This window comes from Hyphomonas sp., from assembly GCF_041689225.1.
GTDB lineage: Bacteria > Pseudomonadota > Alphaproteobacteria > Caulobacterales > Hyphomonadaceae > Hyphomonas.
This window is the reverse complement of record NZ_JBDNGN010000054.1, coordinates 12,812-27,974: the sequence shown is the minus strand read 5'-3', so window position 1 is coordinate 27,974 and position 15,163 is coordinate 12,812. Positions and strand designations below refer to the sequence as shown.

General features: G+C 61.7%; 19 protein-coding genes. 4 read left to right on the top strand and 15 right to left on the bottom strand.

Going from position 1 to position 15,163, the window contains the following annotated elements; translation table 11 throughout:
* Positions 1-621, top strand: a complete 621-nt coding sequence (locus ACESNB_RS04460) for a LysE family translocator (protein ID WP_373004436.1) — start codon at positions 1-3, stop codon at positions 619-621.
* Positions 622-724: 103 nt separating this feature from the next.
* Here the strand turns inward: ACESNB_RS04460 and rarD are convergent, their stop codons facing one another.
* Positions 725-1,639 carry an EamA family transporter RarD gene (gene rarD / locus ACESNB_RS04455; RefSeq protein WP_373004433.1) on the bottom strand — a complete coding sequence of 305 codons (915 nt, stop codon included), beginning with the start codon at positions 1,637-1,639 and terminating at the stop codon, positions 725-727.
* Between the two features lie 92 nt (positions 1,640-1,731).
* Positions 1,732-2,775, bottom strand: a complete 1,044-nt coding sequence (locus tag ACESNB_RS04450) for an aspartate-semialdehyde dehydrogenase (RefSeq protein ID WP_373004430.1) — start codon at positions 2,773-2,775, stop codon at positions 1,732-1,734.
* Positions 2,776-2,904: 129 nt separating this feature from the next.
* On the opposite strand from ACESNB_RS04450, the gene ACESNB_RS04445 reads away from it, so the two are divergent.
* Positions 2,905-3,276 (top strand): nuclear transport factor 2 family protein, encoded by a 372-nt coding sequence (locus ACESNB_RS04445; RefSeq protein ID WP_340692359.1) that lies wholly within the window; start codon positions 2,905-2,907, stop codon positions 3,274-3,276.
* 6 nt (positions 3,277-3,282) lie between these two features.
* Here ACESNB_RS04445 and ACESNB_RS04440 read toward each other — a convergent pair whose 3' ends face one another.
* From ACESNB_RS04440 to ACESNB_RS04400, 9 genes are all read right to left on the bottom strand, one after another.
* Positions 3,283-3,840, bottom strand: a complete 558-nt coding sequence (locus ACESNB_RS04440; protein WP_373004426.1) for a hypothetical protein — start codon at positions 3,838-3,840, stop codon at positions 3,283-3,285.
* 39 nt (positions 3,841-3,879) lie between these two features.
* The gene (locus ACESNB_RS04435) at positions 3,880-5,070 is read right to left on the bottom strand and encodes an amidohydrolase family protein (RefSeq protein WP_373004423.1); all 1,191 of its coding nucleotides are present in this window, start codon (positions 5,068-5,070) and stop codon (positions 3,880-3,882) included.
* 71 nt (positions 5,071-5,141) lie between these two features.
* The gene (gene leuB / locus ACESNB_RS04430; protein WP_373004420.1) at positions 5,142-6,200 is read right to left on the bottom strand and encodes a 3-isopropylmalate dehydrogenase; all 1,059 of its coding nucleotides are present in this window, start codon (positions 6,198-6,200) and stop codon (positions 5,142-5,144) included.
* A 137-nt stretch (positions 6,201-6,337) separates the two neighbouring features.
* Positions 6,338-6,691 carry a hypothetical protein gene (locus ACESNB_RS04425; RefSeq protein ID WP_373004417.1) on the bottom strand — a complete coding sequence of 118 codons (354 nt, stop codon included), beginning with the start codon at positions 6,689-6,691 and terminating at the stop codon, positions 6,338-6,340.
* Positions 6,692-6,789: 98 nt separating this feature from the next.
* Positions 6,790-7,086 (bottom strand): putative quinol monooxygenase, encoded by a 297-nt coding sequence (locus ACESNB_RS04420; RefSeq protein ID WP_373004414.1) that lies wholly within the window; start codon positions 7,084-7,086, stop codon positions 6,790-6,792.
* Complete coding sequence (locus tag ACESNB_RS04415) at positions 7,083-7,262, bottom strand: hypothetical protein (RefSeq protein WP_373004411.1); 180 nt, start codon at positions 7,260-7,262, stop codon at positions 7,083-7,085. The genes ACESNB_RS04420 and ACESNB_RS04415 overlap by 4 nt, the downstream gene beginning before the upstream one ends.
* A 28-nt stretch (positions 7,263-7,290) precedes the next feature.
* Positions 7,291-7,920 (bottom strand): 3-isopropylmalate dehydratase small subunit, encoded by a 630-nt coding sequence (gene leuD, locus ACESNB_RS04410; RefSeq protein ID WP_373004409.1) that lies wholly within the window; start codon positions 7,918-7,920, stop codon positions 7,291-7,293.
* 9 nt (positions 7,921-7,929) lie between these two features.
* On the bottom strand, positions 7,930-8,778 hold the full coding sequence (locus tag ACESNB_RS04405; RefSeq protein ID WP_373004406.1) for a VOC family protein: 849 nt from the start codon (positions 8,776-8,778) through the stop codon (positions 7,930-7,932).
* Positions 8,775-9,410 (bottom strand): glutathione S-transferase family protein, encoded by a 636-nt coding sequence (locus ACESNB_RS04400; RefSeq protein WP_373004403.1) that lies wholly within the window; start codon positions 9,408-9,410, stop codon positions 8,775-8,777. Before ACESNB_RS04400 ends, ACESNB_RS04405 begins: the two co-directional genes overlap by 4 nt.
* Before the next feature lie 147 nt (positions 9,411-9,557).
* Here ACESNB_RS04400 and ACESNB_RS04395 point away from each other — a divergent pair, with 147 nt between their 5' ends.
* Complete coding sequence (locus ACESNB_RS04395; protein WP_373004400.1) at positions 9,558-10,850, top strand: hypothetical protein; 1,293 nt, start codon at positions 9,558-9,560, stop codon at positions 10,848-10,850.
* A 3-nt stretch (positions 10,851-10,853) separates the two neighbouring features.
* On the opposite strand, the gene leuC is transcribed toward ACESNB_RS04395, so the two are convergent.
* From leuC to trmD, 3 genes are all read right to left on the bottom strand, one after another.
* The gene (gene leuC / locus ACESNB_RS04390; RefSeq protein ID WP_373004397.1) at positions 10,854-12,251 is read right to left on the bottom strand and encodes a 3-isopropylmalate dehydratase large subunit; all 1,398 of its coding nucleotides are present in this window, start codon (positions 12,249-12,251) and stop codon (positions 10,854-10,856) included.
* 208 nt (positions 12,252-12,459) lie between these two features.
* Entirely contained in the window at positions 12,460-13,053 is a 594-nt protein-coding gene (gene rplS / locus ACESNB_RS04385) for a 50S ribosomal protein L19 (RefSeq protein WP_373004394.1), read from the bottom strand.
* Positions 13,040-13,765 carry a tRNA (guanosine(37)-N1)-methyltransferase TrmD gene (gene trmD / locus ACESNB_RS04380; protein WP_373004391.1) on the bottom strand — a complete coding sequence of 242 codons (726 nt, stop codon included), beginning with the start codon at positions 13,763-13,765 and terminating at the stop codon, positions 13,040-13,042. The genes rplS and trmD overlap by 14 nt, the downstream gene beginning before the upstream one ends.
* Before the next feature lie 133 nt (positions 13,766-13,898).
* Here trmD and ACESNB_RS04375 point away from each other — a divergent pair, with 133 nt between their 5' ends.
* A complete protein-coding gene (locus tag ACESNB_RS04375) occupies positions 13,899-14,357 on the top strand; it encodes a hypothetical protein (RefSeq protein WP_373004388.1) in 459 nt (152 codons plus the stop codon).
* Here the strand turns inward: ACESNB_RS04375 and ACESNB_RS04370 are convergent.
* Positions 14,354-15,100, bottom strand: a complete 747-nt coding sequence (locus ACESNB_RS04370; RefSeq protein ID WP_373004386.1) for a GGDEF domain-containing protein — start codon at positions 15,098-15,100, stop codon at positions 14,354-14,356. The two genes, ACESNB_RS04375 and ACESNB_RS04370, sit on opposite strands and share 4 nt — an antisense overlap.
* Positions 15,101-15,163 lie beyond the last annotated feature (63 nt).

The following is a 15,163-nucleotide window of genomic DNA, read 5'->3' as shown; positions in this document are numbered from 1 at the left end:
ATGCTCGGTCATGTCGATTGGCCGGCCTTCCTGATCGCCATGGCGGCCGTCGAGCTGACCCCCGGCCCGAATATGGGCTGGCTCGCCGCGCTGTCGGCCAAATCAGGCAGGCGCGCCGGCATGATGGCCGTCGCGGGCGTGACCCTGGGCCTGCTGGTCCAGCTGGTTGCTGCCGCTACCGGCCTGTCGGCCTTGCTGTCCGAGTCGCCCATTCTCTATGAATCGCTGCGCTGGGCTGGCGTCACCTTCATGCTCTATCTCGCCTGGGAGGCATTTGCCGACACGGGCTCTGCCTCAGTCATACGGAGTGACGGGCGTGAGGGTTTCCGCCGGGGCCTCGTAGCGAACCTATTGAACCCGAAGGCGCTCGTCTTCTATCTTGTCATCGTGGGACAGTTTGCCGATCCGTCTGCCGGCCCGATCTGGACCCAGATTGTCATTCTGGGCCTCATCCACCTTTCACTGGCCATTGCGGTGCATGTGTCCATCGTGCTTATGGGGGCTAGTCTTGGCACCGCATTTGAGCGCTGGCGCACCTCCTTGGCGGCCCGGATCGGCTTTGCGCTGGCACTGGTGGCCATTGCCACCTGGATCGGCGTATCGACGGGCCGGCCGGGCTGACCCGCATCTGGCACGGGCATTGCATGAGACAGATCGACCACATTGGTCCCTCAACATGCAATTCCTGCCCTGTCGGTCCCTGACCGTCGGGGCTTTTTTGCATTCAGGCCGGGCGTGCAGTGCGCGCAAGACGCCGCGCCTTGGCCTCGCCGATCACGCTGTCTGTCGTGTAAATCGCCAGCGCGGCCCAGATACACCCGAACGCAATGGCGTGGGTCCAGCCGAACGCTTCATGAAAGACCAACGTTGCAATCAGGAACTGCAGGGTCGGCCCGATATATTGCATCATGCCGACGGTGGAGAGTTTGAGGCGTTTGGCCGCCAGCCCAAACAGGATGAGCGGTGTGGCAGTGATCGGCCCGGCCAGCATCAGCAGGGGAATGTCCCATCCGCCAGTGCCCATCAGGCGACCGTCCGGTTGCTGCAAGAACCAGCTGAACCAAGCCAGCGCCAGCGGCGTCAGAACCGCCACCTCGACGAGGAATCCGGCGCGGCTGTCAATCGCCACCTTCTTGCGGATCACCGAGTAGAACGCGAACGTGAAGCAGAGCCCCAGCGCCACCCAGGGCACATGGCCGAAGGCAATCGTCATCACACCGACACCGATTGCCGCGACGGCCACGGCGATCCATTGGGCCGGGCGCAGGCGTTCAGAGAAAATCAGCATGCCGAACAAGACGTTCACCAGCGGATTGATATAATAGCCGAGTGAGGCCTCCATCGTGCGGCCCTGGTTCACCGCCCAGATATAGATCAGCCAGTTCACCCCGATCAGAAGGCCCGACAAGGCGAGCCATTTCAGGTTGTGCCATTTGAACGCGGTGCGGATATCGCGCCAGTTCGCGGCCAGCGCGATCAGCAGGATCGCGGTCGGCACCGACCACAGGATACGGTGTGCGAGAAACTCGACCGCGCCGATATGGTTCATCGCGCGGATATAGAGCGGTAGCGACCCCCAGATGACATAGGCGCCGAGAGCGGCGGAGAATCCGAGGCGGGAGGAGGACGGAGTGCTCATGGCGTGCGATGTAGGCGCAGCCGCAAGCTCCCGCCACCCAATTCTTGCTCACGCAAGCTCTAGGTTTCCTGCGTCAAAGCCAAGTGGCCCGATTAGTTTGTCGTGACGGTCTGTTTCTCGGACTTGATCACGCCCCGGTTCAGCAGCTCTTCGGCGATCTGAACCGCGTTGAGGGCCGCACCCTTGCGCAGATTGTCCGAGACGCACCAGAAGGCGAGACCGTTCTCGACGGTCGGGTCCTTGCGCACGCGGCTGATGAAGGTGGCCCAGTCGCCGACGCATTCCTTCGGCGTGATGTAGAGGTCTTCCTTCGGGTCATCGACCAGCATGATGCCGGGGCTTTCGCGCAGGAGCGCCTTGGCTTCAGCCGCGCTCATCGGGCCGGCCAGTTCGATATGAACGGCTTCGGAATGGCCGACAAATACCGGCACGCGCACGCAGGTCGCTACCAGTTCAATCGCGGGGTCGAGGATCTTTTTCGTCTCCTCGCGCATCTTCCATTCTTCCTTGGTGAAGCCATTCTCCATGAAATCATCGATCTGCGGGATCACGTTGAAGGCGATCTCCTTCTGGAAGACCTGCGGCGTCGGCTCGTCATTGACGAAGATGCCCTTGGTCTGGTTCCACAACTCGTCCATGCCGTCCTTGCCCGCGCCGGAGACCGACTGATAGGTCGCAACCACGACCCGTGTGATGCCGACTGCGTCATGGATCGGCTTGAGGGCCACAACCAACTGCGCTGTCGAACAGTTCGGATTGGCGATGATGTTCTTCTTGGCATAGCCCATCACGGCGTCGGCATTCACTTCCGGCACGACCAGCGGCACGTCCTTGTCCATGCGCCAGGCCGAGGAATTGTCGATCACGATCGCGCCGGCAGCCGCAATCTTGGGCGCCCACTGCTTCGACACCGTGCCGCCTGCCGACATCAGGACCAGGTCCACGCGCGAAAAGTCAAATGTCTCGAGGTCGTGGCATTTCAGCGTCCGGTCGCCATAGCTCACTTCCTTGCCCATCGAACGCCGTGACGCGATCGCAAAGACTTCGTCTGCGGGAAACAGGCGCTCATCGAGAATATTGAACAATTCCCGTCCGACATTTCCTGTTGCACCGACAACTGCAATCCGCGTGGCCATGATATGTAAAGCTCCGTCCTGTAATCCGCAGGCTTATGACCCATCTTTGTCCCATGTGCAAAGCCTGTTGCCATCGTGTTATGTGTAAGGCACGACCAAAGCCTGCCCTGAACCCTAGGAGACCTGTCCGTGCTTGATGAAGTGATTGCCCGCTACATCGCCAGCTACAATGCCCGCGACATTGACGGCATGATCGACTGCGTGACCGACGACGTCGTCTTCGAGAATATTTCGAATTCCGGCCAGTCGATGCGGCTCGACGGCAAGGACATGATGCGGCAGGTCGCAGACCTCTCGGGCAACGCCTTTTCCTATCGCCGCCAGCGGCTGGTCAATGTCGTCACCGGCGCTGGTAAGGCAGCTGCCGAGATCGAATTCGAAGGCAAGGCCGCCGTCGACCTGCCAAACGGCATCCGGGCCGGCGAGACCGTGAAAATCCGCGGCGCCAGCTTCTTCGAATTCCGCGGCAACCTGCTCTGCCGGATCGCAGACTACAGTTAGGCCGCTTCATTCGTCCTGTGGGACACAGCTCACTTTTTGCGCAACCGAATACGTCACGGCGATACGGTCCATGTCCGCGACAAAGGCCGGCGGTAACTCGCTCAGGATTTCCGCCCACGCTAGCGCACCGCCCGGCGTGCAGATCACTTTCAGAAAACCGGGCGCCGCACCACCTTCGAAATTCGCAGATGGCACCAGCCTCCGATTCGTACGGTCCCAGATTTGGAATGTCGCCCAAGCGTGCTCGCGCATCACGTAAAGGAAGCGCATCTGGTCTGCCGGATCGAGCGGCGCGGTCGCATCCATGCCGGCCCGGAACATTGCAGCCGTATCCTTGTCTGCATAAATGGATGCACGAAACGCTGACCACTGCTCCATAGTTGCGTTGGATTCATTACGAATCGTAACCGTGTTCCCGTCGCGCAGCTGAATGCCGACAAAGACCAGGGAAATGACAATAGCAATCGCGCTGACAATCTGGGCGATGAAAGCAAGGTATTCAACGCGGGCCCGGCGCTGGACGAGCCTGGACTGCCTGTCATCAGGTTGCGCTTCGTCTGACAAAGCCGTCCCCCCTGAATTTGGTGAGCCTGCGCGCGGGCCTCAAGCGGACTGCTGAAGTTCCGGCACGCGCAGATCCGGGGCAAGGCCCCCTCCCATCATGTCGATGAAATTGCCGGAATAGAAAGCTTTTATTGCGTGAGGTGAGACGCCCTTCAGGCTTTCGTCAAAGCGTTTCAACGGATTTCGTCCGCCTTCGACATGAGGATAATCCGACGAGAACATGCAGACCTCCTCGCCCCCATTGGCGATGATCCAGCCAGCATCTTCATGCGGATAGGGCGCAGCGCGGAACTGGCGCCTCACGATCTCGGACGGCTTCGCCGTCAGGGCCTGCAGCCGGGTTTCGTTGCGCATGAAGGCATGCGCCGCCGAATCCATCGCCCGCATCCATCCTGGCACCCAGGACGCGCCCAGTTCGATGGCGCCGAATTTCAGGTTCGGGAAGCGGTCGAACACACCGTCGAAAATCATCGTCGCCAGCGTCTGCATGGCGGCATTCGGGATCGGCATGTAGCTGACGGAGGTGAAATTGTCGTCGCCGCCATGGAAGTCCGGCACGGGCGGCAGGCCATTCTCCTTGTAGACGGGGTTCAGTTTGTCCTCGCCGCCGACATGGAACAGCACCGGCAGCCCTGCCTCCTCGGCCATCGCCCAGACCGGGTCGAGACCAACATGGCTCGGGCCGTGCTTTTGCGGGCACATCGACGGCACCATCAGCGCCTTGGCGCCCATCTTGATGGCATTGCGCGCGGTTGCGATGGACCGGTCGATGTCTTCCAGTGGAATGTAGGCGGTGGCCAACAGGCGACGGTCGACCGAACAGAAGTCCGTCATCATCCGGTTGTGCGCCTCGGCAGCGGCGTAGCAGAGCTCCATGTCGTCGCTCTGGTCGAGCCCGAAATTACCAAGACAGAACGTCGTGAACACAAGCTGGCTGGCAAAGCCGAGCAGGTCGAGCACTTCTGGCCGGTCGGCAGACCGGAAGGCACCATGCGCCTCGTAATTCTTGCGAAGGAGAATGTTCTCGGCCACCCCCGCGCGGAAGGCCGGATCGTCGTGCGCGCCGAGCTTGCCGTTCACGAAATCGTCGATGGATTTTTTCGACTTGTAGACCGGAAGGTCATGATAGCGCGCGAGCAGTTTTGCGTCGAAATAAGGGTCAAGACAGTCGCTCGACTCCATCCGGTGGCTATCAGAATCGTGCACAAGGCGGCTGCCAGCATATGTCATTTGGTTTCCTCCGATTATTTTTGCAGGAAGATGTCACAGGCATGGTGGCGCGACAATCGCGCCGTGAAGACTCAGAGCGCGGCGATAATCATGTCGGCCATGCCTTCGGCGCTGAGATTGCCGCCAAGGTCTTTCGTGCGTGCGCCCTTGTCGAGCGCCTTGCCGACCGCGGCGAACAGGGCGTCAGCCGCCTTTTCCCGGTCCAGCGACCAGCGCAGGGCCATTTCCAGCGACAGGATCATGGCGCAGGGATTGGCAATGCCCTGACCGGCAATGTCCGGCGCCGACCCGTGCACGGGTTCGTAGAGGCCGGGCACGCCGGGAGCGCCGAGCGAGGCTGATGGCAGCATGCCGATCGAGCCGGTCAGCATCGAGGCCTCATCCGACAGGATATCGCCGAACAGGTTGCCTGCGAGGATGACGTCGAATTGCTTTGGCGCGCGCACCAGTTCCATGGCGCAGGCATCGGCATACATGTGGATCAGGTCGATACCGCCGCCATATTCAGCATGGGCGAGCGTAACTTCCTGCCGCCAGAACAGGCCGGATTCCATGACATTCGACTTTTCGACCGAACAGACCCGGCCGGTCCGACCCCGGGCAATATCAAACGCCACGCGCGTAACGCGTTCGATTTCGGGGTGCGTGTAGACCGCCGTATCGTATCCGCGACGATAGCCTTCATCATCAATGTCGATGCCGCGCGGCTGGCCAAAATAGACGTCGCCCGTCAGTTCGCGAACGATCATCAGGTCGAGACCTTCGATGATCTCGCGTTTCAGGCTCGAGGCATCGACCAGTGCGGGGAAGCAATAGGCCGGGCGCAGGTTGGCGAACACGTCCAGCCCCTTGCGCAGGGCGAGAAGGCCCGCCTCCGGGCGCTTGTTGCGCGCCACGTCTGTCCATTTCGGCCCGCCGACCGCCCCCAGCAGGACCGCGTCAGCATGAAGCGCCTTCTCAAGCGTATCCTCGGTGAGAGGCTCACCATGAAGGTCAAACGACGCTCCGCCCACAAGGCCCGTCTCGAACTTGAGATCGGGCACGAGAATTTCTGCCACTCGGCGCGCCTGCGCCATGACTTCGGGCCCGATGCCGTCACCGGGCAGTAGCAGGACAGTTTGCGACGTCATGTTCTTTACTCTCTCATTCTGCCAATGCACGGCTTACAGACGGCTCTAACGTCGGGAAGCGCCGCATGCAATTGGCAGAATGCCCCGGCCCCGCCGGTTCCCCGGGCCCGGGAGGAACAGCCATCTGCTATTTGACCTCAGTTGGCGTTAGCCGCGCTGCCCGTGCCGACACGCTGGATCTTGTCCGTTGCTTCTCTCGCATTCTGATTTGTGTAGGCGTCAAATTGCTTCCAGGCGTCTGGGGTCTTGCATTCACGCTTAGCGAACCGCGAACCGGTAACCTTGATCGAACGGCAGATCACTTCGACATCGGTTGACGCGACTTCAACGCCTTCGGTTGATGCTGGTTCGGCGTATGCGGCCTCCGTCTCAACGACGGCTGGCGCAGCGACTGTCAGTGTTGCCGCTTCCGTCGGTGCGGGGGCGGTTTGGCACGCCGCTACGAGCGCCACGAGAAGAGGCGCAAATGCGAGAATAATTCCGCGTTTCATTTTTCTGGTTCCTTCAATTTCTTTGCGACTTTTATACGAGCGCATCGGTTTTCAGGCAACCTGTCGGTGCGCAATCCTGTCAGACGCAAGAAGATCGCTCAAATCGGCTCGGGTTCTGCCTCATAGAGGCGTAGCGACCGGTCCGTAATGCCAAGCTGCGGGAAAAACGATCGCCAGGTCGCCATGTGCGCCGTCTTGAAATGAGCCGCCAGCGCATCGCGGCTGACCCAGCGCTCTGACACCCGGATCAGGCCCGGGTCCAACACGTCCACGCTGTAGGCATAATCGAGACAGCCTGGTTCGGCGCGGCTGGCCAGGATCATCTGCTCCATGACGGAATGGGCCTCTTCCAGCCTGGCAGGCGGGATACGCATGATGCCCTCGATAACGATCATTGCGTGGGCGCCTCGGCCTCATCAGCCGGTTCCGCCTGCGGTGCGGGCCGCGCTTCAGGTGCCGGTTTCGGCACGGTCGCATTCGTTTCAGGTTTTGTGCTGAGGATATCGCCGTGACAGGCACAAAGCAGGGGCAGAGCCACCATTGCGGCGAGCGCGAACTTCCATCGAGACACGCCGTTTCCCTCCTGACGGGTTATCGGTTCAGTTTGCCGGCTCCAGCCACGGCGTCATCAGGCGCCGTTTGGTTTCGAATTCGCTGATTTCATCTGCCGATGTCAGCGAGGCGCCGATCTCATCGAGTCCTTCCAGCAGGTTCGACTTGCGGCCCGGATCGACATCGAATGTGTGTTGGGCGCCATCCGGCGTCGTCACCATCTGGGTTTCAAGGTCGACGGTGAACACATGGTTCGCACCGCCAGCCTGCGCAGCGAGCCGTTCACACACATCGACGGGGAGGCGGACGGGCAGGATGCCGTTCTTGTAGCAATTATTGTAGAAGATATCGGCAAAGCTCGGCGCGATGACACACGTAACGCCCTGGTCGAGCAGCGCCCAGGGCGCGTGCTCACGCGACGAGCCACAGCCGAAATTCTCGCCCACGATCAGGATGCTCGCCTTTGCATATTGCGGCTTGTTGAGCACGAAATCGGGATTTTCCGAGCCGTCTGCCTTGGTTTTCAACTCGTGGAACAGGCCCTTCGACAGGCCGGTACGGGTTGTCGTCTTCAGGAACTGTTTCGGGATGATCATGTCAGTGTCGACATTCGACATCGGCTTGCCCTTCTCCATGAGGGGCGCGGCGGTTCCTGTGAGAGTGCGGAAAGCTTTCATGAGGTCATTCTATTTCGGGTCATGGGAAATGAACAGGGTCGGCACATTCAGGGTGCCGTCGCGAACGGTAAAGATATGGCTGCCGGGTTTGCGGCCCTTGCGCATCTCCGACACATTGAACCCTGCGTCCAGCAGGCGTTCATGCGCGGCTGCAAGGTCATCGACCTCCCAGGTCAGGCCGAAGATCGAGTCGCTGGCACGCGCATCATGGTCTTCGCCGAGGCGATTGATCACTTCGAACGTGAGGCCGCCCGTTCGGAAGAACAGGAAGCGCGTCTTCCATTCCGGCGCTGTCCGGTCGAGCGCCAGGTCGAGGCCGAGCCGGGCTCCGTAAAGCGCTGCGGCACGGTCCGGGTTCGGCGTGTTGATGACGATATGGTCGAGACCGACGACCGCGCCGCCCGGCGCATCCACCGGCGCCAGCGCCCCGGTCACATGCTCGATGAGGAATGTCTTAATTCCACCCGTTTCCGCATCGTCACACCGAAACCGGCGCCAGGTTCGCGTTTTGCCGCTGATGTCGCTCCGGCTTTCGCCGGGCATGATCTCGTGCGGATTCAGCCCGCGCCGGGTGAGGCGGTGATGGGCGTGTTCGATATCGGCCGTTGCGAAAGCAAGGCTTTTCAGGCCGGAGCCGTCATCGGTAATGATCTCGCCGAGGCGTTCGGCGACAGGACCATCGCCCTTCGGCGCCATCAGCTCCAGCGCCGTGTTGTTGACCCTGAAGATGGCCGTCGCCGCGCCGTCTTCCGAAACCGATTGCCAGTCGGGCGCCCGCCCCAGCAGCGCCGAATAGACCGCCGTGCCGGAGACAATCTCCGGGCAGACGAGCACGATATGGTCGAGTCCTGAAATCACGCCTTCACGCTTTCCTTCGGCAAGGCGGTATCGACATTCTTGAAGCCCGGCAGCGCTTCCACTTTCGCCATCCAGCGGCGCAAATGGGCATAGTTCGCCAAGTCGACCTGGGCCTGCGGAGCATAGGCGGCGATACCGTAAATATCGAGATCGGCAATCGTCGGCCCGGCGCCGACAAGCCAGTCACGCCCGTCGAGAAGACCGTTGAGTTCCTTCAGCGCGCCGTTCGCGGCATTGAAGTTGGCTTCGGCGACCTGTTCCGGGAACTGGAAGAAGCCGAGCTTCAAGGCCCGCGTGCGATAGATGCCCGTCGTCAGCTGTCCGGCACCCCAAAGCTGCCATTCACGTGCGCGCAGGCGTTCCGCGCGGTCCTTGCCACCAAACCGGCCCGTTTCGTCGGCCAGGTAGTCGAGAATGACGGATGACTGGCACAGGCATATGTCCTTCTCGTGATCGTCCAGAACCGGCACCTGACCATACCGGTTCTTGGCGAGGAAGGCGTCCGCCTTGTGTGCGCCTGAGCGCAGGTCGACATGGACATAGTCAAAGGGCGTGCTCGTCATGTGCAGCATCAGTCCGACCTTGTAGGTCGGGCCGGAGGCGAAGATGCCGTGCAGGGTAAATCGGGTCATGTCGCGTTTCCTCGCTTGAATGACCCCTATATGCGCGAGACAAGCGCGCTTTGTAATCCGGAATTCGGGATTTGTTTGGTTGCCGCGCCGTCAAACGCTGGGCTACGTTCCGATTAACTGGCAGGGCCGTCGGAAACGGCGATATTCATGGTTCGACGCTCTACGCTGGCGGCGCTTGCCTCGCTTTGCCTGGCCGGAACGGCATTCGCTGATGACCCCGTACTTTTTGAGTATCGCACATGGATGACCCGCGACGGCCAGACCGGACCTGTGACACGGTTCCAAGCGGGCCTCAACGCCGCCCTCGCAACCTGCGGGATCGACAAAGTGGTCGGCGTCGATGGCCAGTTCGGCAACGGATCACGCAAGGCAGTTATCGCACTCACCGGCTGCGACACCATTTCTGCGCAAGTCCCGAGCGACAGCGCGGCAAACACCGGCGCCGTAACAGAAGCGCTTTGGAAGGCCATTATGGGTGACAAGCCCGCGCCGACCGTAGACCAGCGCGCTGCCGTCCTGAAGCTGACCTTCGAGGCGACCGACTACAATCGCATGCAGTGGAATTTCTGCCAGAACAGCCCACGCTCTGCGCCCGATGACGGGCAAGGCACCTGCTTCAGCAATGACAAGCGGTCCTTCATCACCTGGGGGCCCGACGGTGCGACCGCCGGCCATGGCCGCGAGGTTCAGGCAATCCTCGGTCAGTTTCGCGATGCCGGTGCGCCCGGCGATGCCGACCTTTTCAACGCGGCCTTCGGCACAGAGGCGCCCGCCGTTCAGCGCGTGCTTGAGCTCGAGAACAAATCGGACAACAGCGCGCTGGGGACCTATCTCTGCGGTGTCTGGATGTCGCCCAAGCGGCGGTCCGCCTGGGTCGATGGCTTCAAGGCGCTCGGAGCAACGGCTGAACTGCCTGAGCTTTACCGCGACGTGTATCGCTCGGCCTCCTTCGACGGCGGCAAAATCGCGACCTTCCACCGGGTCTGGACGTCTGAGGAATTCGGCCTGCCCGTATCGGAACTCGACCACGCCTTCTTGATCGACCGCTCGGCGCACATGTCGATTTCAGAGCGCAAACTCAAAGACGCCCTTCGCACGTTGAAGTCCGCATCAGGGTCGGCCTGGCCGCCCGCCCCGGCGGCGATCCGCCAATATGTTGCCCTTAACGTGAGGCCGCCGAACCAGCGGACAGACCGGCTTGGCCGGGACATCGCCTTTTATGTGGAAGGTGTTGGTCAGTCAGCACTCAGTGCTGATGAAACGGCGGCATGGGCCAATCGCGGTCGGCGAAACGCCGTCGATCTCGGCCTCAGTGACACGCGTGTCGTGCCAGAATTTACCGGTGGGCCGGCGATCAGCCACCCCATGCCGACCGGCACGCTGACTGACGCCGAAACGGCGCTTTGTCCTGCGGCGGTCCTCAATCCGTCGAGCCCTTGAGACTCATCCAATCACGCCAGTGATGGCCGCACGCGCAGCCAGCGCCGGGCTCATCAGGTGAGTGCGTCCGCCACGTCCCTGTCGGCCTTCGAAATTGCGGTTCGAGGTCGATGCGCAGCGTTCGCCCGGCGACAGAATATCCGGGTTCATGCCGAGACACATGGAACAGCCCGGCTCGCGCCATTCGAAACCCGCTTCCATCAGCACGATGTCGAGGCCCTCGGCCTCTGCCTGCGCCCGCACCAGCCCCGACCCCGGCACGACCATTGCACGCACGCCGTCGACCACCTTGTTGCCCTTGGCGATCGCGGCAGCAGCGCGCAGGTCTTCGATCCGGCTGTTCGTGCACGAGCCGATAAACACGCGCTGCACCGGCGTTCCGGCAATCGGCACGCCGGGCTCAAGGCCCATATAATCCAGTGCCCGCTCGGCAGCTGCGCGTTTCACCGGATCGGCAATCTCTTCCGGCACAGGCGTCTTGCCCGACACCGCGATCGCCTGTTCCGGGCTGGTGCCCCAGGTGATCGTCGGCTCGACCGCGCTGCCGTCAATCCGCACGACATGGTCCCATGCCGCATCAGCATCCGAACTGAGGGTCTTCCAATACGTCGCGGCAATTTCCCACGCGCCGGCCTTCGGGCTGGCCGGGCGGCCTTTCATATAGTCCAGTGTCTTCTCATCCGGCGCGATCAGGCCCGCCCGCGCGCCGCCTTCGATCGCGAGATTGCACAAGGTCATGCGCCCTTCCATCGACAGGGCTTCGATGGCCTCGCCGCGAAACTCGATGACATGGCCCGTGCCACCGGCTGTGCCGATCAGGCCGATAATGTGCAGCGCGAGATCCTTAGCGGTCACGCCGTCCTGCAGGCGTCCGGACACCTCTACCGCGAAATTGCCCATCTTGCGCGCGCGCAGGGTCTGCGTCGCCAGCACATGCTCGACTTCCGAGGTGCCGATGCCATGCGCCAACGCGCCGAAGGCGCCGTGGGTCGAGGTATGGCTGTCGCCGCAGACAATCGTCATGCCGGGCTGGGTGCGGCCCTGTTCGGGCCCCACGACATGGACGATGCCGTTGCGGATATCGCCCATGGGAAAATATTCGATGCCGTATTCGGCGACATTGCGCGTCAGGGTTTCCAGCTGGTTGCGCGCTTCCGGATCAACCACGCCCGCCATGCCAAGCGCCTGCTTCTCGGTCGGCGTATTGTGATCGGCCACGGCCAGCGTCAGGTCCGGGCGGCGCACTTTCCGGCCTGCCGTTTTCAGCCCGTCAAACGCCTGCGGGGTCGTCACTTCATGGATCAGGTGCAGGTCGATATAGAGCAGGCTCTCGCCCGAGGCTCCATCGGTATGGACGACATGCGCATCCCAGATCTTGTCATAAAGTGTCTTACCGGCCATTCGAATTGTTCTTCCTCGCTGTTGCGCCGCACAATAGCGACAGATGCGGGCGATGGAAGCCCGCACCCGCCCGTCTGCATTATGCCGTCGCGATCACTCCTTGATTTAGGGAGGCGGGAGGGTCGGCTCAAGCCCGTCAATAGAGGCTGAACGAAAAACGCCCCTGCCGGGAGGCAAGGGCGTTTTTGATCTGGTGGGCCTGAAAGGCCTATTCTTCCGGAGCAGCCTCTGGCGCTTCGGCGGCAGCGGCTGCCGCAGCAGCTTCGGCGGCCTTGGCTTCGGCTTCAGCCGCAGCAGCAGCGGCTTTTTCAGCTTCGAGCTTGGCCTTGGAAGCGTTTTCGCGATCCACTGCAGCGGCTTCCTTGCGGGCCAGCTTCTCGGCGTCCTTCTGGCGACGGCGCTCGGTCTTCGAGACGGCGATCTCCACAGCCTCGATACCATGGCCCGTCGTACGCTCGGCGATGCGCGCCGATTTACCGCGACGATCACGCAGGTAGTAGAGTTTCGCACGGCGGACGCGGCCCTTGCGCTTCACTTCGATCGATTCGATCAGTGGCGAGACCAGCGGGAAAACCCGCTCGACGCCTTCACCGAAGGAGATCTTGCGAACCGTGAAGCTCTCGCTCAGGCTGCCGCCCGAACGGGCAATGCAGACGCCTTCGAAACGCTGGACGCGTTCGCGGTCGCCTTCCTTGATCTTCACATTCACCGCCAGCGTGTCGCCGGGCGAGAATGCGGGTATCTTTTTGTCGCCGAGGACACGGACGCGTTCTTCCGCCTCAAGCTGTTCAATCATGTTCATCGCCAGTCTCCGGCGGCTGGAATTTGGGGATCTTGGAGTAAGCGGCGTATAAATCGGGGCGGCGCTGCTTTGTCAACGTCTTTGCGCTGTTCGCACGCCATTCTTCTATTCGCTTGTGATCGCCTGACAGCAGAATGCCCGGCGTGGGACGGCCTTCCCACTCGCGGGGCATCGTATAGTGAGCGTGTTCCAGCAGGCCCTGCTCGAAGGATTCCTCCGTCAGCGAGGCTTCGTTTCCTGCCACACCGGGCAACAGGCGCACGACGGCCTCGATCAAGGCCATCGCCGCGACTTCGCCGCCCGCCAGTACGAAGTCGCCCAACGAAACCTCTTCCATGTCGCGCCCTTCGATGGCGCGCTCATCGAGTCCCTCGAAGCGGCCGCAGAAAAACACGAGCCCCGGCCCGGCCGCCCAGTCCCGGGCTTTCTGTTGGTCAAACGGTTTGCCGCGCGGGGAAAGATAAATAAGTGGCCGCCCGTCCCGCGGGATGCTGTCAATCGCCGCCGCCGCCACGTCCGGCCGGATTACCATGCCCGCCCCGCCGCCGGCCGGCGTATCGTCGACATTGCGATGCTTGCCCACGCCAAAGGTACGCAGGTCCACCGTCTCGAGACTCCAAATCCCCTTTTCGCGCGCGCGCTCCAGGACGGAAACGCCGAGCGGCCCGGGAAAGGCGTCTGGCACAAGGGTGATGAGCGTGGCCGTGAACATGTAGCGCATCTAGCCCAGACGCGGGACGCCGTCACCCCGCCCCCGTTGACGCCCGCGCGCCCTCGGCGCTTGATGGCGGAGAAACGCGGAAGGCCGCATCAATCTCGATACGATTGCCACGATTGCCAATATCATGGCCTCCGGCGCCGTGATGCTGACACTGGTCTTTATCGGCCTGCAACTGCGCCGGAATGCCCATCTTACCCGCATGGCAGCGGCGCAGACGTCGGCCCAGCTCCTCTCGTCCAATCTCGGCCGCATCGCGGAGAGCGCAGAATTGGCCGAGCTGATCACGCGCGGGAATGGGCGCGACAGCTGGACCCGGGCTGAATTCCTGCGCGTCTCGAACTTCCTGAGCATTTCCTTTCGGCATTTCGAAGTGCTGCACACCCATCGCCGCTTCGGCGTGTTCGAGGACGAACTCTGGGAAGGCTCTGAAGCGCGCCTCTGGGAATCGCTCAGCAATCCTGGCATTCGCGAATGGTGGGCCGAAAGCCGGTCGCTCTATGCATGCAGATTCGCGCGCTATGTCGACAAGTTATCCGCCGAACTGGACGTCGCGCAGGCTTTGGCAACAATGGGCCAGGACTAGGCGACAGGCGCCAGGGCCCGGCGCGACGACACCTTGTTGCGTCCCGAATTCTTCGACTCAAAGAGCGCTGCGTCTGCGGTTTCAAGTGCGATGTCGGCATTGCCGCCCTGTGCCAGCAGGCATGTGCCGAAGCTCGCCGTGACGGAAATCACCTGGCCTTTATGCTCAAGCGCCAGGCTTTCGATTCGTCTGCGGATCCGCTCGCACACGGATTCGGCCTGTTCCAGCGTCACATCGCTCAGCAGGATGACAAATTCCTCACCACCCCAGCGCCCAAGCCGGTCGAACGGCCCACGCAATTCGGCGAACGCACTTTCTGCCACTTCCTGCAACACGAGGTCGCCGGTCTTGTGGCCAAAACGGTCATTGACCCGCTTGAAATGGTCGAGGTCGAAGAACACGAGGCCAGCCGTCTGGCGCGTCCGGCGCATGCGGTTCAGTTCGTCATCCATCGCCTGTTTGAAAAAGCGGCGATTATAGAGTCCTGTGAGCGGGTCTGTTGCCGCCAGGGCTTCAAGGCGCCGCTGGTAGATTCGCAGCCGATACTCATGCTGCGACGCAATCGCGGCCGTCGGGACAGCGACGCAGGCCGAGACCACCAAATTGGTCAGGACGAATACCCTGGGGTTCGCCGGCAAGCCGAGCTGGTACACCACCATGGAAAAAATGAATGACAGGCAGAGCGCCGTAATCGCAACAAAAGCGAAGAAGGTGAGCGATTCAAGAACATCGTGTAATCTCATCGAACTTGGCATCCGGTCCCCCGTTTGATATACATCCCTTCTACCTCCAATAGACAAATATCT

Bases quoted from the DNA above. Each gene is read 5' to 3' on its own strand.
- ACESNB_RS04375 (WP_373004388.1), top strand. From the start codon at position 13,899: ATGGCCTCCGGCGCCGTGATGCTGACACTGGTCTTTATCGGCCTGCAA.
- ACESNB_RS04420 (WP_373004414.1), bottom strand. From the start codon at position 7,086: ATGATCGTTATCGAGGGCATCATGCGTATCCCGCCTGCCAGGCTGGAA.
- leuB (WP_373004420.1), bottom strand. From the start codon at position 6,200: ATGACGTCGCAAACTGTCCTGCTACTGCCCGGTGACGGCATCGGGCCC.
- ACESNB_RS04450 (WP_373004430.1), bottom strand. From the start codon at position 2,775: ATGGCCACGCGGATTGCAGTTGTCGGTGCAACAGGAAATGTCGGACGG.
- ACESNB_RS04460 (WP_373004436.1), top strand. From the start codon at position 1: ATGCTCGGTCATGTCGATTGGCCGGCCTTCCTGATCGCCATGGCGGCC.
- ACESNB_RS04370 (WP_373004386.1), bottom strand. From the start codon at position 15,100: ATGAGATTACACGATGTTCTTGAATCGCTCACCTTCTTCGCTTTTGTT.
- ACESNB_RS04400 (WP_373004403.1), bottom strand. From the start codon at position 9,410: ATGACCCGATTTACCCTGCACGGCATCTTCGCCTCCGGCCCGACCTAC.
- trmD (WP_373004391.1), bottom strand. From the start codon at position 13,765: ATGTTCACGGCCACGCTCATCACCCTTGTGCCAGACGCCTTTCCCGGG.
- leuD (WP_373004409.1), bottom strand. From the start codon at position 7,920: ATGAAAGCTTTCCGCACTCTCACAGGAACCGCCGCGCCCCTCATGGAG.
- rplS (WP_373004394.1), bottom strand. From the start codon at position 13,053: ATGAACATGATTGAACAGCTTGAGGCGGAAGAACGCGTCCGTGTCCTC.
- leuC (WP_373004397.1), bottom strand. From the start codon at position 12,251: ATGGCCGGTAAGACACTTTATGACAAGATCTGGGATGCGCATGTCGTC.
- rarD (WP_373004433.1), bottom strand. From the start codon at position 1,639: ATGAGCACTCCGTCCTCCTCCCGCCTCGGATTCTCCGCCGCTCTCGGC.
- ACESNB_RS04425 (WP_373004417.1), bottom strand. From the start codon at position 6,691: ATGAAACGCGGAATTATTCTCGCATTTGCGCCTCTTCTCGTGGCGCTC.
- ACESNB_RS04435 (WP_373004423.1), bottom strand. From the start codon at position 5,070: ATGACATATGCTGGCAGCCGCCTTGTGCACGATTCTGATAGCCACCGG.
- ACESNB_RS04395 (WP_373004400.1), top strand. From the start codon at position 9,558: ATGGTTCGACGCTCTACGCTGGCGGCGCTTGCCTCGCTTTGCCTGGCC.